The sequence below is a fragment of the Ewingella sp. CoE-038-23 genome, assembly GCF_040419245.1.
GTDB lineage: Bacteria > Pseudomonadota > Gammaproteobacteria > Enterobacterales > Enterobacteriaceae > Ewingella > Ewingella allii.
Genome location: NZ_JAZHOH010000004.1, coordinates 91,453 through 113,306 on the forward strand (window position 1 = coordinate 91,453; position 21,854 = coordinate 113,306).

Genomic DNA, 21,854 nt, shown 5'->3' on the forward strand with positions numbered 1-21,854 from the left:
GATGACCATTTTGAACCATACCCTCGGTTTCCCTCGTGTCGGTCTGCGTCGTGAACTGAAAAAAGCACAAGAGAGTTACTGGGCTGGCAACAGCACTCAGCAAGAATTACTGGCTACCGGCCGCGAACTGCGCGCCCGTCATTGGAAGCAACAGGCCGACGCTGGCGTGGATCTGGTCCCCGTCGGCGACTTCGCTTGGTACGACCACGTTCTGACCACCAGCCTGCTGCTGGGTAACGTGCCAGCGCGTCATCAGAACGCCGACGGCTCTGTCGATCTCGATACCCTGTTCCGTCTGGGGCGCGGTCGCGCACCTACTGGGAAACCCGCTGCGGCGGCGGAAATGACCAAATGGTTCAATACCAACTACCACTATATGGTCCCTGAATTCGTGAAGGGGCAGCAATTCAAACTGACCTGGACCCAACTGTTGGAGGAAGTGGACGAGGCGCTGGCGCTCGGCCACAAAGTAAAACCCGTGCTTCTCGGCCCACTGACTTATCTGTGGCTGGGTAAAGTGAAAGGCGAGCAGTTTGACCGTCTTTCCCTGATCAACGACATTCTGCCGGTTTACCAGCAAGTGCTGGCTGAACTGGCTAAGCGCGGCATCGAGTGGGTCCAAATCGACGAACCCGCGCTGGTTCTGGAACTGCCAAAAGCCTGGCTGGATGCCTACCAGCCTGCTTACCAGCAGCTTCAGGGCAAAACCAAACTGCTGCTGACTACCTATTTCGACAGCGTGGGCCACAACATTGATACCATTCGCCAACTGCCGGTGCAGGGGCTGCACATCGACGCCGTGGCGGGGCGCGACGATCTCGCCGCCGTGGCTGACCAACTGCCAAAAGAGTGGCTGCTCTCTCTTGGGGTGATCAATGGCCGTAACGTTTGGCGCGCCGACCTGAGCACCTGGTTCGAGCGCCTCAAGCCGCTGGTGGCTGGCCGCAATGTCTGGCTAGGCAGCTCGTGCTCACTGCTGCACAGCCCAATCGACCTGAGCGTGGAAACGCGTCTGGATGAAGAAGTGAAAAGCTGGTTCGCCTTCGGCCTGCAAAAATGTGCCGAGCTGGCGCTGCTGGCGTCTGCTCTCAATGACCCTAAACCAGAGACGCTGGATAAACTGGCCCAATACAGCGCGCCAATCCGCGCCCGCCGTGACTCCAAGCGTGTGAACAACGCCGCCGTTGGCCAACGCGTCGCCGCCATCACTGCCGCAGACATTGAGCGGCCGAGTGTGTACACCACACGCGCCGAAGCCCAGCGGGCGCGCTTCAAACTGCCTTTATGGCCAACCACCACCATTGGCTCTTTCCCACAAACTACTGAAATCCGTGGCCTGCGCCTGGACTTCAAACAAGGCCGCTTGGACAACGCCAACTACCGCACTGGCATCAGCGAGCACATCAAACAGGCGATTAAAGAGCAGGAGCGTCTGGATATCGACGTGCTGGTTCATGGCGAAGCCGAGCGCAACGACATGGTGGAATACTTCGGTGAGCATCTGGACGGTTTCGTCTTCACCCAAAACGGTTGGGTGCAGAGCTACGGTTCCCGCTGCGTTAAACCGCCGGTGATTATTGGTGACGTTAGCCGCCCGCAGGCAATAACCGTGGAGTGGGCCAAGTACGCCCAGTCTCTGACCGAGCGCCCGGTGAAAGGCATGCTGACTGGCCCCATCACCATTCTCTGCTGGTCTTTCCCGCGTGAAGACGTCAGCCGCGAAACCATCGCCAAGCAGATTGGTTTGGCGCTGCGCGACGAAGTGGAAGATCTGCAAAACGCCGGTATCGGCATCATCCAGATTGACGAACCCGCGCTGCGCGAAGGGCTGCCGCTGCGCCAGTCGGAGTGGAATGCCTACCTGCGCTGGGCCGTCGACGCCTTCAAACTGAACGCCGCGATTGCCAAAGATGACACGCAGATCCACACCCATATGTGTTACTGCGAGTTCAACGACATCATGGATTCCATCGCCGCGCTGGATGCGGATGTGATAACCATTGAGACTTCACGTTCGGATATGGAGCTGATCGAAACCTTCAAAGAGTTCGATTACCCCAACGAAATCGGGCCGGGAGTTTACGACATTCACTCACCCAACGTGCCAAGCGTCGAGTGGATTGAGAACCTGCTGCGCAAAGCCGCCGACAGCATTCCGGCCGAGCGGCTGTGGGTTAACCCAGACTGCGGCCTGAAAACCCGTGGCTGGGCCGAAACCCGCGAGTCACTGGAAAACATGGTGAAAGCGGCAAAACGCCTGCGCGCCGAGCAGCTCTAATCTGGCACTAAAACCGTCCCTATGAATGTTAAGGAGCACGCCGGTGCTCCTTTTTTATGGGCCGGAATGCTCCCAAAATCCGCCGTTTTCGCTCGTTTTCCCTTATTCCCCGCTAGGCTTAGTAAAGACTTTACTGAGACTAACCAAGGAGAGAACAATGAGCAGATTCACAGACAAAGTTGTCGTCGTGACCGGGGCTGGTTCAGGTATGGGGGCAGCAACGGCAAGGCGTTTTGCCAGTGAGGGTGCGATTGTGGTGCTGGTCGGGCGCACCAAAGAGAAGCTGGAAAAAGTCGCCCAGTCATTGAGCAGCACGCAGTACTACATTCATATCGCCGACGTGTCGAAAGCGCAGGACGTCGAGCGCATGGCGGCGGTTATCAACGATAAATTTGGCCGGGTTGACGTGTTGGTCAACGGCGCGGGCGTGGTGGCGCAGGGTAAAGTCACCGAGGCCAGCCTCGAAGACTGGCATAAGGTGATTGAAATCGATCTCAGCGGCGTCTTTTACTGCACCCGCTTCTTCATGCCAGCGCTTATTAAGAGCAGGGGCAATATTGTGAATATTTCGTCGGTCTCGGGCATGGGCGGCGACTGGGGCATGAGCTTCTATAATGCGGCGAAAGGCGGGGTGAGCAACTTCACGCGCTCAATTGCGATGGACCACGGCAAAGACGGCGTGCGGGTCAATGCGGTATGTCCGTCGCTGACCTTTACCGATATGGCTGAAGACATTAAAGACAACCAGCCGCTGTTGGATAAATTTGCAGAACGCATTCCGATGGGGCGCGGCGCCGAGCCAGAAGAGATTGCCGACGTGATTGCCTTCCTGGCAAGCCACGATGCGCGCTTTGTTACCGGGGTTAACCTGCCGGTCGATGGTGGCCTGATGGCCTCCAACGGCCAGCCGCAGCAGGCTTAATCAGGTGACTTAATCTGGTTAATAGGGCTGTCCGGCGGGCAGCCCTTCCCACGTTTTACTTGATTCCGTATTGCGCGAACCACTGCAACATACGCTGCCAGCCATCGGCGGCGGCTTCTGCGTCGTAGCTTGGGCGATAGTCAGCATGGAAAGCGTGACCTGCTTCTGGATAGACCACGATTTCAGCCGTGGCGTTTGCCGCGCGCAATGCCTGACGCATGGTTTCTACGCTTTCGAGTGGAATACCCGCATCCGCGCCGCCGTAGAGGCCCAGCACTGGCGCACTCAAATCCACTGCTTTATCAACCGGATGGCTCGGGCTTGTCAGGGTTTTATCGCCCACCAGCTTGCCGTACCACGCCACGCCGGCTTTCAGCTGCGGGTTGTGTGCGGCATACAGCCAAGTGATGCGACCGCCCCAGCAGAAGCCGGTGATCGCCAGTTTTGACTTGTCGCCGCCGTGCTGAGTGGCCCAGTGCGCGGTGTGGTCGAGGTCAGCCAGCACCTGTTTGTCCGGCACTTTGCCGACCACTTTACTGATAATATCGCTGACCTCGGTGTAGTCACGCGGGTCGCCCTGACGGAAATAAAGCTCAGGCGCGATCGCCATATAGCCCTGTTTCGCCAGTCGGCGGCAAATATCTTGAATGTGCTCGTGGACGCCAAAAATTTCTTGTACCACCAGCACGATAGGTAATTTTCCGGTGTAGTTTTCCGGGCGCGCCAGATAGGCCGGCATGTCCTCTCCTTGAGAGGGAATAGTGGTTTGCCCGGCGTGCAGCCCTTCAGTATCTGTGTGTAGCGTGGTGCTGGCCACGGGAGTTACGGCAGGTGCGAAGCTTGTTGGAGCCTGTTTTACTTGTGGAGTGGGTACAGGTAAATCGTCGTTCTTCATCTCGGTCTCCATGCATTTCTTATCTAATGAGTGGCGCTATTGTTTTTAAACTATAGCTGCAAACCTACGACGGCAAGGTACTAGACATATCCTATAGTTAGAGATTGAGCAAAAAAAGTCTCAAGACAGGTGCTCACAAATCCCGAACGAATAGAAGCCGAAACAAGAGGAGTCATGTTCAATGTCGAAATCTACATCTAATAAAAAGAGTGAGAAGAAACAGGTCAGCCGCGCCCCCGCCACGGGCATTGAATCTACACAACCCGGTCTAGGAAGCCTTGCCCCGGCTGACGGCTCACAGAAGCCCAGCGCTAAACCTACACCGCCAGGAAAAGAACCCACTGCTCCCGGCAGTGCCAAAAGCCCTGAGAACAGCAACGCAAAATTAGATTCCCTTGAAGTCCACCGTAAGAATGGTGAAAAGCGTGCCCTGACCACCAACCAAGGCACCAAAATCTCTGACGATCAGAACTCATTAACCGCAGGTTCGCGCGGGCCGACGCTGCTCGAAGACTTTATCCTGCGCGAGAAAATCACCCATTTTGACCACGAACGCATCCCCGAGCGTATCGTTCACGCGCGCGGCGCGGCGGCTCACGGCTATTTCCAGCCTTATCGCAGCCTTGCCGATGTCACCAAGGCGGATTTCCTCTCCGATCCTAATAAGAAAACGCCGGTTTTTGTCCGTTTCTCCACGGTACAAGGCTCGCGCGGCTCGGCGGATTCAGTGCGCGATATTCGCGGCTGGGCCACTAAGTTCTATACCGAAGAAGGCGTCTATGACTTAGTCGGCAATAACACGCCGGTGTTCTTTATTCAGGATGCGCACAAATTCCCCGATTTCGTCCACGCGGTTAAACCCGAGCCGCACAACGAAATCCCACAGGGGGCCAGCGCCCACGACAGCTTCTGGGATTACATCTCTCTGCAACCTGAAACCTTGCATAACGTGTTCTGGGCGATGTCAGATCGCGGTATCCCGCGCAGCTATCGCACCATGGAAGGCTTTGGCATTCACACCTTCCGCTTCGTCAATGGCGAAGGGAAATCGACCTTCGTGCGATTCCACTGGAAGCCGCTGGCGGGTAAAGCCTCGCTACTGTGGGATGAGGCGCAGAAGCTGGCGGGGAAAGACGCTGATTTCCATCGCCGTGATCTGTGGGAAGCCATTGAAGCCGGGGATTACCCAGAGTATGAGCTGGGCGTGCAGCTGATCCCGGAAGAGGATGAATTCAAATTTGATTTTGACTTGCTCGACGCCACCAAGCTGATCCCTGAGAAGCTGGTGCCAGTCGAAATCGTCGGCAAAATGGTGCTCAACCGCAACCCGGACAACTACTTTGCGGAAACCGAGCAGGTGGCTTTCCACCCAGGCCACGTAGTGCCGGGCATCGATTTCAGTAATGACCCACTGCTGCAAGGGCGTCTGTTCTCTTACACCGACACCCAAATCAGCCGACTTGGCGGGCCGAATTTCCACGAAATCCCGATTAACCGCCCGACCTGCCCGTACCACAACTTCCAGCGCGACGGCATGCATCGGCAGGACATTGATACCAATCCGGCCAACTACGAGCCGAATTCACTCAATGACAACTGGCCGCGCGAAACCCCTCCGGCGGCTAAAGGTGGCGGTTTTGAGAGCTACCATGAGCGAGTCGATGGCGACAAAGTGCGCCAGCGCAGCGAATCCTTTGCCGAGTTTTACTCACAGCCGCGCCTGTTCTGGCTTAGCCAGACGCCAACCGAGCAGGATCACATTGTCGCGGCGTTCTCCTTTGAGTTATCCAAAGTGGCCCGGCCTTATATTCGCGAACGCGTGGTCGATTTGCTGACCCGCATTGATGTCACGCTGGCACAAAAAGTGGCGAAAAATCTGGGTATCGCGCTGTCTGACGACGCGTTGAAGACTCAGCCGCCGAAGCCGGTTAATGGTTTGACCAAGGATGAATCGCTCAGCCTGTATGCCAGTGGCAAAGGGGTGATCAAAGGGCGTCAGGTGGCGATTCTGCTCAGCGACGGCGTGAATGCCGCCGACGTGCTCAATGCGTTGCAGGCTCTTCAGGCCAAGGGCGTACATCCGAAACTGTTAGCCAGTCACTTAGGCAATATTGTTGCGGACGATGGCTCAACCTTGCCGATTGATGCCACTTTTGCCGGTTCGCCGTCCATTACCGTTGACGCCGTGCTGGTGCCACATGGTCATATTGATGCGCTGCTGATGAGTGGTGATGCGCGCCATTATGTCCTCGAGGCTTATAAGCACCTGAAAGTCATTGGTTTAAGTGGTGATGCTCGTCGCTTCAAACCTTTGCTGGGTCTTGAAGATAAGGCGGCGGAAGAGGGGATAGTAGAAGCGAATAAAGCCGAGGGGGCGTTACTAAAAAGCTTCCTGCAAGAGATGGCAAAACACCGCATTTGGTCCAGAAGTGCTAAGGCTGAAAGCGTTCCAGCCTGATTTCTAGCATTAAGATCTCTATACTCTCTGTTTTACAAGGACAAGGCATTGGCGGCTAACGCCAATGCCTTAATTGTTTGTCTGGATGCAGTGTCTGACGCCGTTTGAAAAATCATCAAATCAGCTCTCTAATGTGATTTTAATCACATTTTTAATGTATGCGATGTTTTGGTTATTACATCAAAGTGACCTTTGTCACGAAAAAGCGTCACAATGAACGGTAGAGTAGCTGGGTGTCCTCCTGCGAAAAGATGACCTTAAATAAGAGGAGTTTGTTATGTCTCAATCTGATGTTTTCCACCTTGGCCTGACCAAAAAAGATTTGAATGGCGCTACCTTGGCAATCGTCCCAGGTGACCCTGAGCGCGTTGAAAGAATCGCCAACCTGATGGAGAACCCTGTGCGTCTGGCTTCTCATCGCGAATTTACTTCATGGCGTGCCGAGCTGGATGGCAAGTCAGTGATCGTGTGTTCTACTGGTATCGGTGGCCCATCCACTTCTATCGCGGTTGAAGAGTTGGCCCAGCTGGGTATCCGTACTTTCCTGCGTGTCGGGACTACGGGTGCCATTCAGCCACACATCAATGTCGGTGACGTACTGGTGACTACCGCGGCTGTCCGTCTTGATGGCGCGAGCCTGCACTTTGCACCAATGGAATTCCCAGCGGTGGCTGATTTCGCCTGTACCACTGCGCTGGTGGCAGCAGCCAAAGAAGTGGGCGCTGAACCTCACATTGGCGTGACGGCTTCTTCTGACACCTTCTATCCGGGTCAGGAACGTTACGACACCTACTCCGGCCGCGTGGTTCGTCGCTTTAAAGAGTCGATGAAAGAGTGGCAGGAGATGGGCGTGATGAACTACGAAATGGAATCAGCCACCTTGCTGACCATGTGTGCAAGTCAGGGCTTACGTGCCGGTATGGTGGCGGGCGTTATCGTCAACCGTACTCAGCAAGAGATCCCAAATGCTGAAACCATGAAAAAGACCGAGAGCCACGCGGTTAAAATCGTTGTTGAAGCTGCACGTCGCCTGATCTAAGCGAAATGTAACATTTCTATGGGCTGCTTCGGCGGCCCATTTTTTTATCTTATAAACCGAATCTGTTAAGGTCTGGGAAGAAAAATTCCAACAAAAGGGCCTGTTATGACAGCAACTATCCTGCTTCATCCTTCGCTGACTCCTCTTGAGGGAGGCATTAACTTTCGCGAACTTGGCGGCAACACGGCTGCCGATGGCCGACGCATCAAGCGCGGCTGGCTCTATCGTTCAGGCTCCCTCGACTCACTCACGCCGAAAGATTGCGACTTCTTAAGCAAGGTGCCGGTGGCCCATATTCTCGACTATCGCGACGCCGACGAAGTGGCGGCCAAGCCCGACGTGCTTTGGCAAGGTGTCCAGTATCACCACGCGCCCGCCAACCCTCTGAGTCACGAAGTGAGCGCCAACCTCGAACATTTGACCCAGCAGACCATCGACGCCTTCGACCCTGAAACCTTTATGCTCGAGCTGTATCGTCGCTTGCCTTTTAATAATCCGGCTTATCAGCAGTTGGCAACCCTGCTGACCCAGCCAAACGGCGGCGCGATTGTTCAGCACTGCGCCGTGGGTAAAGATCGCACGGGCATAGGCTCGGCGCTGGTGCTGTTCGCGCTGGGGGCCGATCGCAACACGGTGCTGGAAGATTATCTGCTGACAGAAACCACCCTCACGCCTTTCCGCACCTACATGCTCAACAAAATGTCGATAAAACTGAATGACAAGGCGCTGGAGAAGTTCGGTTATGTCCTCTCCGTGCGGGAAGCGTTTATGGACACGGCGTTAAAATCCATTGATGACCTCTATGGCTCAACCGACCTTTGGTTAGAGAAAGAGTACGGATTAACGGCTGAGTTGCGCCAGAACCTGCGCGACCGTTATCTCGAGTAACTGCCTCTATTTTGCTGATATTATTGATATTGCCTGACGATACTCACAAGGAAGCCCTTTGACCATTAATGACGTAATCCACCTCACTACTGAGTTTGTTCGGGCGCACGAGCCGTGGGCCATACCCATTGTCTTCTTTCTGGCATTCGGTGAGTCATTGGCCTTCCTCTCACTGCTTTTGCCTGCCACGGTGATTTTGCTCGGGCTTGGGGCGCTGATTGGCGAAAGCGGCATCCCATTCTGGCCGATTTGGGCAGCTGCGGCCGCCGGTGCTTTCTTCGGCGATTGGCTCTCGTATTGGGTTGGCGCACATTTTCAGGATCGCGTCGGCAACTTCTGGCCCTTCTCCAAACACCCGCAAATGCTGGTACGCGGGCACGCCTTCTTTGAAAAGTGGGGTATGCCGGGGGCCTTTATTGGCCGCTTCTTCGGACCACTGCGCGCCGTGGTGCCGCTGGTGGCGGGAATTTGCGGCATGCCGCAACGTTATTTCCAAATCGCCAACATTTCATCAGCACTGATTTGGGCCTTTGGCGTGCTGGCGCCGGGCGCTTTTGGCATCCAGTGGCTCAGTCACTGGTTCTAATCCTGCCGTCGGGAATGCTGCGGCACAAGAGGGAAGAGTGGGATAAATCCACTCTTGCGAGACGCCTCGCAAAGCTTCTCACTGATGCATAATGTGCTGGACATGCATACAGTGTGACATTACCTTGACCGCAAGAATCGATTGAGATGGAGAGCGCGTGGATATCAGCATTTTATACCTCGTGGGCGGGGCTTTGGCGGGCTTGCTATTAGGCTGGCTGATTGCCAGTTTGCGCCAACAAAAGAATCAAAGTGAGCATGAGACTCAGCGTCGGCTGATTCAGCAAACCGTTGACCAGCAAAAGGCGGAGATCGACCAGCTGAAAGCCGAGCGCCAGCAGTCGCAGCAGCAACAGCGCGAGGCCGAGCTTGAGCTTCGCCAACTGCATAGCCAAGTCGCGGCTAACCGTGAAAAGCTGCAAGGGCTGGCTCACTGGCAAAGTGAGTGTGAGCAGCTCAATCAGGAGCTACGCGCCCAGCGCGAAATTAACAGCGCCCAAGAGGCGGAGCTGCGCGAAGTTTCTACCCGTTTGGATGAAACCCGCATGGCCGCGGAAGATAAACAGCGTTTGCTGATCAACAGTGAACAACGCCTCACCAGTCAGTTTGAAAATCTGGCTAACCGTATCTTTGAACACAATGGGCGTCGGGCCGACGAGCAAAACAAGCAGAGCCTCGATAAGCTTCTGCTGCCCCTGCGCGAACAGCTCGATGGGTTCCGCCGTCAGGTGCAGGATAGCTTTGGGCAGGAAGCGCGCGAGCGCCATACCCTTTCCCATGAAATTCGCAACCTCCAGCAGCTGAATGAGCAGATGGCGCGCGAAGCTATCAACCTCACCAAGGCCTTAAAAGGCGACAATAAAACGCAAGGTAACTGGGGTGAAGTGGTACTCAGCCGGGTGCTCGAAGCCTCTGGCCTGCGCGAAGGCTATGAGTACCAAACGCAGGTCAGCGTGCAGGTTGATACCAACAGCCGCATGCAGCCGGACGTGATTGTCCGTTTGCCACAAAACAAAGACGTGGTGATTGACGCCAAAATGACGCTGGTAGCCTATGAGCGCTACTTCAACAGTCAGGACGACACCGAGCGTGAAATCGCCCTGAACGAGCATATTGCTTCGGTGCGCGGGCACATTCGCCTTCTGGGCCGTAAAGATTATCAGCAGCTGCCGGGGCTACGCAGTCTGGATTACGTCTTGATGTTTATCCCGGTGGAGCCGGCGTTCCTGCTGGCGATTGACCGCGAGCCGGAGCTTATCAGCGAGGCGCTCAAGCACAATATTATGCTGGTCAGCCCAACCACCCTGCTGGTGGCCCTGCGCACCATCAGCAACCTGTGGCGCTACGAGCATCAAAGTCAGAATGCCAAACGCATCGCCGACCGCGCCGCCAAGCTTTATGACAAACTTCGGCTATTTGTTGATGACATGGAGTCTATTGGTCAAAGCCTTGAGAAAGCGCAGGGCAGTTATCGACTGGCTATGAATAAATTGGCGCAGGGCAGGGGCAATCTGGTCGGGCAGGTGGAAAGTTTCCGTACCCTGGGTGTGGAAGTTAAGCGCCCCATCAGCCCTTCTCTGGCTGAACAGGCTGTTTCTGAGCATGAGCCAGAAGCCACGGAGGCTCTCGACGAGCCGCTGGCCGATGACGAAAACAATCTTCCATTGAGTCGTTCAGACCAGCAGCCGGAGGAGAACTTCCCGGCGCGCGAATAACGGCTTCACTCACTGCTATTAGCCAAGGATGCGATTAGTGAATATCTTTGGCTTTTCTATCAGCATCGGTGATGGGGCTTTCCTTGGGGTTCTGGTACACTTTCCCCAACAGTTTGACTGAATAAGCGGGCATAAAATATGGAAAAGCAGACGCAGGAAACCACCCATTTCGGTTTTCGTACCGTAGCCAAAGATGAAAAAGCAGAAATGGTCGCAGAGGTCTTTCACTCCGTTGCCGCTAAATATGACTTGATGAATGACCTGATGTCCTTCGGCATCCACCGTATCTGGAAGCGTTTCACCATTGATAGCAGCGGTGTTCGTCGCGGCCAGCGCGTGTTGGATTTAGCTGGCGGTACCGGCGATCTGACGGCCAAGTTCTCGCGCTTAGTGGGCGAGCAGGGCGAAGTCGTTTTGGCTGATATCAATGACTCTATGCTGAAAATGGGACGTGAGAAGCTACGCAATCTGGGCATCGTCGGTAACGTCAATTACGTGCAGGCCAACGCCGAAGCCTTGCCGTTCCCAGACAACTACTTTGACTGCATCACCATCTCTTTCGGCTTGCGTAACGTCACCGAAAAAGAAAAAGCTCTGCGCTCGATGTTCCGCGTGCTGAAGCCAGGTGGCCGCCTGCTGGTGCTGGAATTCTCCAAGCCCCTGCTGGCCCCATTGAGCAAAGCCTATGACACCTACTCTTTCCATATTTTACCGCGTATTGGCGGATGGGTTGCTCAGGACGAGGAAAGCTATCGCTATCTGGCGGAATCTATCCGTATGCACCCTGATCAGGAAACTCTGAAAGGGATGATGGCGGATGCCGGTTTCGAGAATGTGACCTACAGCAACATGACTGGCGGCATCGTAGCTCTGCACCGTGGTTTCAAGTTCTAAGATGGATAAGCCGATGTTGTTGACGCCGTTACTGACCGCTGGGATTGAAACCTCGCTGAATTATCTGCTGTTCAGAGAGCGTGGGCTGAAGGCTGCACGCACTCGCTTAGTAGGAAAAGTGCTGCGAATTGAGCTGCAAGAGCTGAATGCTCCGCTGACCTTCGTGTTCAGCGAGCAGAAAATCGATGTGCTCGGGCAGTGGGACGGCGAGGCGGATTGCACCGTGTCAACAAAGCTCTCCGTCCTGCAAAAACTGCGCGACAGACAGCAGCTTTCTCCTCTCATGCGCAGCGGCGAGCTTATCGTTGAAGGTGATATCTCCGTCGTGCAGCAATTTTCTGCGTTGTTTGAACTGGTCGAGTGGGAGCCTGCCGAGCTGCTGGCTCCTTATCTGGGGGATGTTGCGGCTCAGGGCATTTCGCAAGCTATCAGCGGTGGTTTACGTTTTCTGCGTCATGGCGTTAAGCAGCAGCAAAGCTATGTTGCTCAGACCTTGACGGAAGAGTGGAAGCTGGCGCCCGGCCCGTTAGAAGTCGTCTGGTTTAGTGAAGAAGTCTCTGCATTAACCCGCGAACTGGACGCGCTGGATAAACGCTTCGAAAAACTGGAGGACAAACTATGACTCCAGGTGAAATGCGACGCCTGTACCTGATCATTCGCATGTTTCTGACTTACGGCCTGGATGAGCTAATCCCCAAGATTCGCCTCACGCTGCCGTTACGTTTAGGCAGATACCTGTTCTTCTGGCTGCCCCATCGCCACAAAGATAAGCCGCTGGGCACGCGTCTGCGTATGGCGTTGGAGCAGCTTGGCCCGGTTTGGATCAAGTTCGGCCAAATGCTCTCGACTCGCCGCGACCTCTTCCCTCCTCATATCGCTGACCAACTGGCGCTATTGCAAGACCACGTTGCGCCATTCGACGGTGCCTTGGCCCGTAAGCAAATTGAGGTGGCCTTGGGTGGCCCGCTGGAAAATTGGTTCGACGATTTCGACCAAACTCCTCTGGCATCAGCCTCTATTGCCCAAGTGCACACCGCCACGCTGAAAGAGAATGGCAAGCCGGTGGTGCTGAAAGTGATTCGCCCGGATATATTGCCAATCATTAAGGCCGATATTCGCCTGATGTCGCGCTTGGCGGGCTGGGTGCCGGTCCTGCTGCCTGATGGCCGTCGCCTTAAACCGCGTGAAGTGGTGCGTGAATATGAAAAGACGCTGCTGGATGAGTTGAACCTGCTGCGCGAGTCGGCTAACGCCATTCAACTGCGCCGAAATTTCAGCGGCAGCCCGATGCTCTATGTACCGGAAGTCTATCCGGATTATTGCAGCGAGCGCTTGATGGTCATGGAGCGTATTTACGGTATCCCGGTTTCTGACATTGCTGCATTAGAAAAGCAGGGTACCAATATGAAACTGCTGGCAGAACGCGGCGTGCAGGTCTTCTTTACACAAGTTTTCCGCGACAGTTTCTTCCATGCTGATATGCATCCCGGTAACATTTTCGTCAGCTACGACACGCCGGAAGACCCTTGCTACATAGGCATTGATTGCGGCATAGTTGGTTCTTTGAACAAAGATGACAAACGTTATCTGGCTGAGAACTTTATCGCGTTCTTTAACCGCGACTACCGTAAAGTGGCAGAGTTACATGTCGATTCTGGCTGGGTTCCTCGTGATACCAATGTCGAAGAGTTCGAGTTCGCTATTCGTACCGTTTGTGAACCTATCTTCGAGAAGCCGCTGGCGGAAATCTCTTTCGGTAATGTCTTGTTAAACCTGTTTAACACGGCACGCCGCTTTAATATGGAAGTACAGCCGCAGCTGGTTCTTCTGCAAAAAACACTGCTGTATGTTGAAGGCTTAGGGCGTCAGCTTTATCCTCAGCTCGATCTTTGGACCACGGCAAAACCCTTCCTTGAAAGTTGGGTTAAAGACCAGGTGGGTTTACCCGCCATGCTGCGAGCGTTCAAAGAGAAAGCGCCATTCTGGATAGAGAAAATGCCGGAACTTCCAGACCTGGTGTACCAAAGCCTTCAGCAGCACAAGCTTTTGCAGTTCAACCTCGAAAAACTCTCTACGCAGATGCAACAACAGGGAGTGAGGCAGGGGCAATCAAGATATCTTTTGGGTATTGGTGCCACCCTGCTGCTTAGCGGTACTGCGCTGTTGCTAGGTAAAGTAGAGGTTTATCCTGCCTGGCTTATCGCCGCAGGAGTCGTTTCATGGATTATCGGCTGGAGACGCAGCCGCTAACTGAGTTTCGCGCGCGGTAACTCTTCGATTGTGAAATTAAGCGCCGCCTCTGGCGGTAATGGATGTAGTTCCCTTCATATTGAGGTGAAGAAAATGGGCGGTATTAGCATTACACAACTTCTGATCATCGCGGTGATCGTGGTACTTCTGTTCGGTACCAAAAAACTGCGTGGCTTGGGCTCGGACCTGGGGTCTTCAATCAAAGGCTTTAAGAAAGCCATGAATGACGATGACACCACCACCAAAGCGCAAAAAGAGAGCGATATAAAGAGTGCTGATGCTGACTTCACGGCAAAACCTATCGAGGTAAAACCGGAAGTTAAAGCAGAAGAGACCAAGAGCCAAAACAAAGAGCAGGTATAAGCCGTGTTCGACATTGGATTTAGTGAACTGTTACTGGTATTGGTGATTGGCCTGGTAGTACTGGGGCCGGAACGTTTACCAGTGGCCGTCAGAACAGTCGCTGGCTGGATCCGCGCACTGCGCGCCATGGCCGCCTCTGTACAGAATGAGTTATCGCAAGAACTGAAACTTCAGGAATTGCAGGATAGCCTTAAGAAAGCTGAAGAAGCCGGTCTTAAGAATCTGACGCCAGAAATCAAAGCCTCAATGGATGAGCTGAAAGAAGCCGCTGAGTCAATGAAACGCTCTTTCGCCACGGAAAAGAGCGAGCTGGAGCAATCTATCGAGGCTGCTAAGTCCGCAGGCAATACCATTCACAATCCGGCTGTTCAGGAAGCAGAAGCGCTGCATGACGAAGGTATCTCACCTGCGACGGCGGAACACATGGCTTCTGCTCCGGCACAGGCTCCAAGCAATGCCGTTGAAGCTGCCGTAGCCTCGCATAAACCTGTGCAACAGGCTGAGGCGGCGCATGCCGCGCAAGCTGCTGAACATCAGGCGGCTCACGCGCCAGAAGCTTCACCAGAAGCCCCTGCGGATAAGCCAAAAACGGTTGAAACCCCAGTCGCTACTGAAGAAGTGGCCGCCACGGTTAAACCGGCTCCTTCCACTCAATCTACAGGCGAACGTTAAAACATGGCTGTTGAAGATACCCAACCGCTTATCAGCCATCTGATAGAACTGCGTAAGCGTCTGCTGAACTCCATCATCTGTATTCTGGTGGTGTTCTTGGCGTTGGCCTACTTTGCTAACGACATTTACTATCTGGTTTCTGCTCCGCTGATCAAACAGATGCCGCTGGGCGCCAGCATGATTGCCACCGACGTGGCATCGCCATTCTTCACGCCAATAAAATTGACGATGATTGTGTCGGTGTTCGTGTCTGCCCCTTTCATCTTGTATCAGGTGTGGGGCTTTGTTGCGCCGGCTCTTTACAAGCATGAACGCCGCCTGATGATGCCGCTGCTGTTTTCCAGCTCCGCGCTCTTCTATCTCGGTATGGCTTTCGCCTACTTCATCGTCTTCCCACTGGCTTTCGCTTTCTTTGCGAAAACGGCCCCGGCCGGCGTGCAGATAGCGACCGACATCAACAACTATCTCGATTTCGTCATGGCGCTGTTTATGGCCTTCGGCGTGTCGTTTGAAGTGCCGATTGCTATCGTGTTGCTGTGCTGGAGCGGCGTGACCACGCCGGAAGATCTGAAGAAAAAGCGTCCGTATGTGCTGGTAGGTGCTTTCGTTGTCGGTATGTTGCTGACGCCACCGGACGTTTTCTCGCAAACGCTGCTGGCGATCCCGATGTACCTGCTGTTTGAAATCGGCGTGTTCTTTGCCCGTTTCTATGTGGGTAAACGCCGTCGTTCAGACGTCGAAGATGATGAGCAAGACTCAGCATCGTAACAGAATCATTGAAGTAAAAAACCGCCCAGCAGGGCGGTTTCTTTTTTAGGACGTTATATGTTTGAGATAGGCGTAAACCTGACCAGCAATCAGTTTGATAAAGACCGCCATGATGTCGTTGCGCGAGCAAGACAGGCTGGGCTTTCTGGGATGTTAATCACCGGGACATCGGCCGAAGAGAGCCTTGAGGCTCAACGGCTTGCCGCGCAGTATCCTGACTTTTGCTGGTCGACGGCGGGGGTTCATCCCCATCAGGCCAGTGAATGGAACATCCAAACTGAAGAAGCCGTAAGGGAGCTTGCCGCTAAGCCGCAGGTGGTCGCCTTGGGTGAGTGTGGTTTGGACTTCAACCGTAACTTCTCCCCGGCCGACCAGCAGGAGTCTGCCTTTAGCGCCCAGTTGGCTTTAGCCGCGGAGCTGAGCATGCCGCTGTTTCTGCATTGCCGCGATGCCCATCCGCGCTTTGCTGAACTGTTAACCCCTTGGCTGCGAAAAATTCCCGGCGCGGTGGTTCACTGCTTTACCGGCAGCCAGAAAGAGCTGGAGCTCTATCTATCGCTGGGGCTGTATATCGGCATCACGGGCTGGGTGTGCGACGAGCGGCGCGGTTTGGAACTGCGCGACATGCTCGGCTGCATTCCTGCTGACCGGCTATTACTGGAAACCGACGCGCCCTATCTATTACCTCGTGATATGCCCGAAAAGCCGAAGAACCGCCGCAATGAGCCAGCGTTCTTACCGCATATCATTAAGCAGGTCGCGACGTGGCGCGGAGAGGATCCAGCGTGGCTGGCAGAGAAAACAGAGAGTAATGCGCGCGGCCTGTTTGGCCTGTAATCGAGGCAAAGGCGCAATCATGCGCCTTAGAGCTGGTTAGAGTTTTTGGAAGTGTTTGTTATCTAAACTTTGCTTCACTTGCTGGTTAATCAAATTCAACAAGAGGTGCGAGCGGGCTTCGCCGTCCGGTTCGGTATAAATGGCTTCAAGACCTTCGAACATCCCTTCGGTGATAACCACCACGTCACCGGGGTGAGGGGTATCAGGGTCCTGCACATCCGGCATAGGCTGGGTCATCAACTGTTTGATAACCTCGGGGTGTACCGTCGCCAGTCGGTTGCCAAAACGAACAAAGTGGCTAACGCCGCGCGTGGCGCTAATGGTCGTGGTATGGATGCTCTCTGGGTCAAACTCGATGAACATGTAGTTTGGAAACAGGGGTTCACTGACCGGAGTACGGCGGCCACGCACCATTTTTTCCAGTGTGATCATTGGAGTTAAACAGTTAACCTGTTGGCGCTCTAAATGTTCTTTAGCGCGCAGAAGCTGACCGCGTTTGCAATATAATAAGTACCAGGATTCCATAGTTTCATACGCCTTCAAACTTAGCCATGAAGCATAGCAAAAGTGGCTAGCGATAGACAGATGCCTCGCCAACTCGCGAGATCTGGTCTCTACATTCTGAATCAAATGACAATACGGAGAAGCATCATGGAGTTGTTTTTGCTGAGTAACGGTAAGCTTTCAGATGAGTCAACCCTGTTAGGTTACGCTAGCGAACACATTCAGGCGATGTTGAAAGCCCGCAAGATTTCCTCAGCCATCCTTATCCCTTACGCCTTAATCCGCAGCGATTACGACGCCCGAGCGCAAGATCTCGAGCAGGCGCTGGGTATCCAAGTGCAAAGTATTCATCACGCTGATTCCCCCGCAGAGGCTATCGCCAGCGCGGAATGTATTTTGATTAGCGGCGGGAATACCTGGATGCTGAACCATATGCTGCACGCCAACAGCCTGATCGTGCCGATCCAGCGCGCCGTGCGTGAGCGCAATGTGCCTTACATTGGCTGGAGTGCGGGCTGCAACGTGGCTACGCCAAGCATTCGCACCACCAATGATATGCCCGTCAGCAACTCCGTCGTGCTGCCCGCGCTGGGCCTGTTTCCGGTGCAAATCAATCCGCACTACATAGATGCCCACCTAAGTGGTCACATGGGCGAGACGCGCGACGAGCGTCTTGCCGAGTTCTGCGCGGTAAACCCAAGTGAGTCCGTGGTGGCGCTGCGTGAAGGCAGCCTGCTACACGTGTCGGGTGATCAACTGAGCTATTTCAGCGCCAAAGGTCAGGGCTTTAAAGTCTTCCGCCATGGCCACGAGACGCAGGAATATCAGGACACCAAGGCACTTAGCGCACTGGTTCCATTTGAATGTCTCTAATAGGCTAGGCGCATGAAATTTTCGCACCGTCAGTTTAGCCAGCTTGCTGACTGACGGTTACACTGCCTTTTTGTTATTACTTTTTACCTACTGATAACAAAAAGGCAGCAACAACCCTGGAGAGGCTCTATAATGCTCTCCTTCAATTTGGCGATAAAAATCAGCATGAAATACCGTGATTTACGAGACTTCATCTCGTTACTTGAAAAGCGAGGCGAGCTGAAACGCATTACTCAGCCTGTCGATACCTATCTGGAAATGACTGAAATTGCAGACCGCACCCTGCGTGCCGGTGGCCCTGCATTACTGTTTGAAAATCCTAAAGGCTACGACATGCCGGTGCTGTGCAACCTTTTCGGCACCCCCGAGCGCGTCGCGTTAGGGATGGGGCAGGAGGATGTCAGTGCGTTGCGCGAAGTCGGTGAATTATTGGCGTTTCTGAAAGAGCCTGAGCCGCCGCGCGGCTTCCGCGATTTCTACGACAAAATGCCCAAATTCAAACAAGTGATGAATATGCCGACCAAGGTGCTGCACTCAGCACCTTGTCAGGAACAGGTTTGGGAAGGGGATGACGTTGATTTGACGCGCATTCCGGTTATGCACTGCTGGCCAGAAGATGCCGCGCCGCTGATCACCTGGGGCCTGACGGTCACTCGCGGCCCGCACAAGCAGCGCCAGAACTTGGGTATTTATCGCCAGCAGGTGCTGGGCAAGAACAAAGTCATTATGCGCTGGCTGTCCCATCGAGGCGGCGCGTTAGACTTCCAAGAGTGGTGCCAGCAAAATCCGGGGCAGCGTTTCCCGGTTTCCGTCGCCTTGGGTGCCGACCCGGCCACCATTCTCGGTGCGGTCACGCCAGTGCCAGATACCCTGTCAGAATATGCCTTTGCGGGCTTGCTGCGCGGCAATAAAACCGAAGTCGTGAAGTGTATTTCCAACGATCTCGAAGTGCCCGCCAGTGCTGAAATCGTGCTTGAAGGCTATATTGACCCAGCCGAAACGGCACCCGAAGGGCCTTATGGCGACCACACGGGCTACTATAATGAAGTAGACAGCTTCCCGGTCTTTACGATCACGCACATCACGCAGCGTAAAAACCCGATTTACCATTCGACTTATACCGGCCGTCCGCCGGATGAGCCAGCAGTGCTGGGTGTGGCGCTAAACGAAGTCTTCGTGCCCATTCTGAAAAAGCAGTTCCCAGAAATTGTTGATTTTTATCTGCCGCCAGAGGGTTGCTCTTACCGCCTTGCTGTCGTTACGATGAAGAAACAGTACGCAGGCCATGCCAAGCGCGTCATGATGGGTGTTTGGTCATTCTTGCGTCAGTTTATGTACACCAAGTTTGTTATCGTCTGTGATGACGATGTGAATGCTCGTGACTGGAATGATGTTATCTGGGCAATCACTACGCGGATGGACCCTGCGCGCGACACGGTGCTCGTAGAAAATACGCCAATCGACTACCTCGACTTTGCGTCTCCGGTTTCCGGGCTCGGCTCCAAGATGGGGCTTGATGCCACCAACAAATGGCCGGGTGAGACGCAGCGCGAGTGGGGACGTCCGATTGTGAAAGATCCCGCAGTGACTGCGCGAGTAGACGCGATTTGGGATGACTTGGGTATTTTCGCTGACGAGAAATACGCGCATAAAGCGCCTAAGCCTAAAAAATAACGCAGGTTGCGGCTTGGTGATCACTCTCGCCGCGCCCTAACGCTTTGCAAAATGACCCACAGAGGGAATGCATGACCACATTGAGCTGTAAAGTCACCTCGGTTGAGGCCATTACTGATACTGTGTATCGGGTTCGGTTATCGCCGGAAACGCCTTTTTCTTTCCGTGCCGGTCAGTATCTGATGGTGGTGATGGACGAGCGCGACAAGCGCCCGTTCTCTCTGGCTTCTACGCCGGGCGAGGGGAGCGATATCGAGTTACACATCGGTGCCTCCGAGCTGAATTTGTATGCCATGGCAGTAATGGATCGCATCCTGAAAGAGAAATCTATTACCGTGGATATTCCCCACGGTGATGCCTGGCTGCGTGAAGACGGCGAGCGTCCGCTGGTGCTGATTGCCGGTGGCACGGGCTTCTCTTATGCGCGCTCCATTCTGGTCGCCGCGCTCGAGCAGCAGCCAAACCGTGATATCTCCATCTACTGGGGTGGCCGCGAGCTGAAGCATCTTTATGACTTGGGCGAGCTGGAAGCGCTGAGCGTGAATCACCCGAATCTGAAAGTGATCCCGGTGGTCGAGCAGCCGGAAGCAGGTTGGCAGGGCCGAAGCGGCACCGTCCTGAGCGCCGTTTTACAGGACTTCTCCTCGCTGGCGGGTCACGATATCTACATTGCCGGACGTTTTGAAATGGCGAAAATCGCTCGCGAGCGTTTTGTTGCCGAGCGCGCAGCGCAGGAAGACCGGATGTTTGGAGACGCTTTCTCTTTCATCTAATTTTCCCGTCATCCTTCGCGCTGTCTCGGCGTTGGCTGCCTTCGCTTACCCCAGTCACTTACTTGTGTAAGCTCCTGGGGTTCTCTTATTTGCCGCCTTGATACAACACGAATGATTTAGGGAAAGAGATTGAGTCATCCTTCGTGCTGTCTCGGCGTTGGCTGCCTTCGCTTACCCCAGTCACTTACTAATGTAAGCTCCTGGGGTTCTCTCAGTTGCCGCCTTGATACAACAGGAATGAGCATCAAATCGTCATTAAAAAAGCGGGCTATTGCCCGCTTTTTGCTTTTCATCAGATTATCAGACTCTTTCGAATACCGTGGCGATCCCCTGACCCAAACCGATGCACATGGTGGCGACGCCGAACTGCACGTCTTTGCGTTCCATCAGGTTGAGCAGGGTGGTGGAGATACGCGAGCCGGAGCAGCCTAACGGGTGGCCGAGGGCAATCGCGCCGCCGTTGAGGTTCACTCGCTCTTCCATGGTTTCCAGCAAGCCCAGATCCTTCATGCATGGCAGCGCCTGCGCGGCAAATGCCTCATTCAGCTCGAACAGGCCGATGTCCTGCACGCTCAATCCGGCACGTTTCAATGCCAAACGCGTTGCCGGAACCGGGCCGTAACCCATGATTGAAGGGTCGCAGCCGACCACTGCCATCGACTTGATGCGTGCGCGAGCCTGTAAACCCAGAGACTTGGCCTTGGACTCGCTCATGATAAGCATCGCCGAAGCGCCATCGGACAGCGCCGACGAACTGCCTGCCGTCACGGTGCCATTCACTGGGTCGAACGCCGGGCGCAGTGTAGACAGGGTTGCTACCGTGGTTTCCGGGCGGATCACTTCATCATAGCTATAGCTGGTCAGCACGCCGTCGGCGTCATGGCCGTCGGTGGCAATGATTTCATTGGCGAAGTGCCCGGCTAAGGTCGCCGCGTGAGCGCGCTGGTGAGAGCGTGCGGCAAACTCATCCTGCATTTCGCGGCTGATATTGTGCATTTTCGCCAGCATTTCGGCGGTCAGCCCCATCATTCCTGCCGCTTTGGCGACGGTGCGGCTCAGGCCCGGATGGAAATCTACCCCGTGGTTCATCGGCACGTGGCCCATGTGCTCAACGCCGCCAATCAGGCCGACCTGTGCATCGCCCACCATAATGGCGCGTGCCGCGTCGTGCAGCGCCTGCATGGAAGATCCGCACAGGCGGTTCACCGTGGTAGCGGGCACATTACGCGGGATCTCCGCCAGCAGCGCGGCGTTACGGGCAATATTGAAGCCTTGTTCCAGCGTCTGCTGGACGCAGCCCCAGTAAATATCATCAATTTCTTTCGGGTCGAGCGCCGCATTGCGGCTGACGATGGCGCGCATCAGGTGCGCGGACAGGTCCTCAGCACGCACGTTGCGAAACGCCCCGCCTTTGGAGCGGCCCATCGGGGTGCGGACTGCATCAACAATGACTACGTTTTCCATGA

Annotated in this window: 20 protein-coding genes; 17 read left to right on the forward strand and 3 right to left on the reverse strand. The window is 54.7% G+C overall.

Annotated features, from left to right (window positions below; all coding sequences use genetic code 11):
• The first annotated feature begins 1 nt into the window (after position 1).
• Positions 2-2,278, forward strand: coding sequence for a 5-methyltetrahydropteroyltriglutamate--homocysteine S-methyltransferase (gene metE, locus V2154_RS24625; protein WP_353504412.1), 2,277 nt, complete (start codon positions 2-4; stop codon positions 2,276-2,278).
• A gap of 157 nt (positions 2,279-2,435) precedes the next feature.
• On the forward strand, positions 2,436-3,200 hold the full coding sequence (gene budC, locus V2154_RS24630) for a meso-2,3-butanediol dehydrogenase (RefSeq protein ID WP_353504413.1): 765 nt from the start codon (positions 2,436-2,438) through the stop codon (positions 3,198-3,200).
• A 55-nt stretch (positions 3,201-3,255) separates the two neighbouring features.
• Here budC and V2154_RS24635 read toward each other — a convergent pair whose 3' ends face one another.
• Positions 3,256-4,095, reverse strand: a complete 840-nt coding sequence (locus V2154_RS24635; protein WP_353504414.1) for a dienelactone hydrolase family protein — start codon at positions 4,093-4,095, stop codon at positions 3,256-3,258.
• Between the two features lie 181 nt (positions 4,096-4,276).
• Here V2154_RS24635 and katE point away from each other — a divergent pair, with 181 nt between their 5' ends.
• From katE to tatD, 12 genes are all read left to right on the forward strand, one after another.
• A complete protein-coding gene (gene katE / locus V2154_RS24640; RefSeq protein ID WP_353504415.1) occupies positions 4,277-6,553 on the forward strand; it encodes a catalase HPII in 2,277 nt (758 codons plus the stop codon).
• A 277-nt stretch (positions 6,554-6,830) separates the two neighbouring features.
• The gene (gene udp / locus V2154_RS24645; RefSeq protein ID WP_185688811.1) at positions 6,831-7,592 is read left to right on the forward strand and encodes a uridine phosphorylase; all 762 of its coding nucleotides are present in this window, start codon (positions 6,831-6,833) and stop codon (positions 7,590-7,592) included.
• 105 nt (positions 7,593-7,697) lie between these two features.
• Positions 7,698-8,480, forward strand: a complete 783-nt coding sequence (locus tag V2154_RS24650; RefSeq protein WP_353504416.1) for a tyrosine-protein phosphatase — start codon at positions 7,698-7,700, stop codon at positions 8,478-8,480.
• Between the two features lie 58 nt (positions 8,481-8,538).
• Positions 8,539-9,066, forward strand: coding sequence for a DedA family protein (locus V2154_RS24655; protein WP_353504417.1), 528 nt, complete (start codon positions 8,539-8,541; stop codon positions 9,064-9,066).
• Positions 9,067-9,223: 157 nt separating this feature from the next.
• Positions 9,224-10,780, forward strand: a complete 1,557-nt coding sequence (gene rmuC, locus V2154_RS24660) for a DNA recombination protein RmuC (RefSeq protein ID WP_353504418.1) — start codon at positions 9,224-9,226, stop codon at positions 10,778-10,780.
• Between the two features lie 138 nt (positions 10,781-10,918).
• Positions 10,919-11,674, forward strand: a complete 756-nt coding sequence (gene ubiE, locus V2154_RS24665; RefSeq protein ID WP_353504419.1) for a bifunctional demethylmenaquinone methyltransferase/2-methoxy-6-polyprenyl-1,4-benzoquinol methylase UbiE — start codon at positions 10,919-10,921, stop codon at positions 11,672-11,674.
• Positions 11,675-11,687: 13 nt separating this feature from the next.
• The gene (gene ubiJ / locus V2154_RS24670; protein WP_353504420.1) at positions 11,688-12,296 is read left to right on the forward strand and encodes a ubiquinone biosynthesis protein UbiJ; all 609 of its coding nucleotides are present in this window, start codon (positions 11,688-11,690) and stop codon (positions 12,294-12,296) included.
• Positions 12,293-13,924 carry a ubiquinone biosynthesis regulatory protein kinase UbiB gene (gene ubiB / locus V2154_RS24675; RefSeq protein WP_353504421.1) on the forward strand — a complete coding sequence of 544 codons (1,632 nt, stop codon included), beginning with the start codon at positions 12,293-12,295 and terminating at the stop codon, positions 13,922-13,924. The genes ubiJ and ubiB overlap by 4 nt, the downstream gene beginning before the upstream one ends.
• A 93-nt stretch (positions 13,925-14,017) precedes the next feature.
• Complete coding sequence (tatE, locus tag V2154_RS24680) at positions 14,018-14,287, forward strand: twin-arginine translocase subunit TatE (protein ID WP_353504434.1); 270 nt, start codon at positions 14,018-14,020, stop codon at positions 14,285-14,287.
• Between the two features lie 3 nt (positions 14,288-14,290).
• On the forward strand, positions 14,291-14,959 hold the full coding sequence (tatB, locus tag V2154_RS24685; protein ID WP_353504422.1) for a Sec-independent protein translocase protein TatB: 669 nt from the start codon (positions 14,291-14,293) through the stop codon (positions 14,957-14,959).
• A gap of 3 nt (positions 14,960-14,962) precedes the next feature.
• Positions 14,963-15,727, forward strand: coding sequence for a Sec-independent protein translocase subunit TatC (gene tatC / locus V2154_RS24690; protein ID WP_353504423.1), 765 nt, complete (start codon positions 14,963-14,965; stop codon positions 15,725-15,727).
• 57 nt (positions 15,728-15,784) lie between these two features.
• Positions 15,785-16,564, forward strand: coding sequence for a 3'-5' ssDNA/RNA exonuclease TatD (gene tatD, locus V2154_RS24695; protein ID WP_353504424.1), 780 nt, complete (start codon positions 15,785-15,787; stop codon positions 16,562-16,564).
• 36 nt (positions 16,565-16,600) lie between these two features.
• On the opposite strand, the gene rfaH is transcribed toward tatD, so the two are convergent.
• A complete protein-coding gene (rfaH, locus tag V2154_RS24700; RefSeq protein ID WP_034794942.1) occupies positions 16,601-17,089 on the reverse strand; it encodes a transcription/translation regulatory transformer protein RfaH in 489 nt (162 codons plus the stop codon).
• Between the two features lie 126 nt (positions 17,090-17,215).
• Here rfaH and pepE point away from each other — a divergent pair, with 126 nt between their 5' ends.
• The 3 genes from pepE to fre all read left to right on the forward strand — a co-directional run bounded on the left by pepE (position 17,216) and on the right by fre (position 20,388).
• Entirely contained in the window at positions 17,216-17,941 is a 726-nt protein-coding gene (gene pepE / locus V2154_RS24705; RefSeq protein ID WP_353504425.1) for a dipeptidase PepE, read from the forward strand.
• Positions 17,942-18,106: 165 nt separating this feature from the next.
• Entirely contained in the window at positions 18,107-19,615 is a 1,509-nt protein-coding gene (ubiD, locus tag V2154_RS24710; RefSeq protein ID WP_353504435.1) for a 4-hydroxy-3-polyprenylbenzoate decarboxylase, read from the forward strand.
• A gap of 71 nt (positions 19,616-19,686) precedes the next feature.
• Positions 19,687-20,388, forward strand: coding sequence for an NAD(P)H-flavin reductase (gene fre, locus V2154_RS24715; protein WP_353504426.1), 702 nt, complete (start codon positions 19,687-19,689; stop codon positions 20,386-20,388).
• A gap of 300 nt (positions 20,389-20,688) precedes the next feature.
• Here the strand turns inward: fre and fadA are convergent, their stop codons facing one another.
• Positions 20,689-21,852 carry an acetyl-CoA C-acyltransferase FadA gene (gene fadA, locus V2154_RS24720; protein WP_353504427.1) on the reverse strand — a complete coding sequence of 388 codons (1,164 nt, stop codon included), beginning with the start codon at positions 21,850-21,852 and terminating at the stop codon, positions 20,689-20,691.
• Between the last annotated feature and the right edge of the window lie 2 nt (positions 21,853-21,854).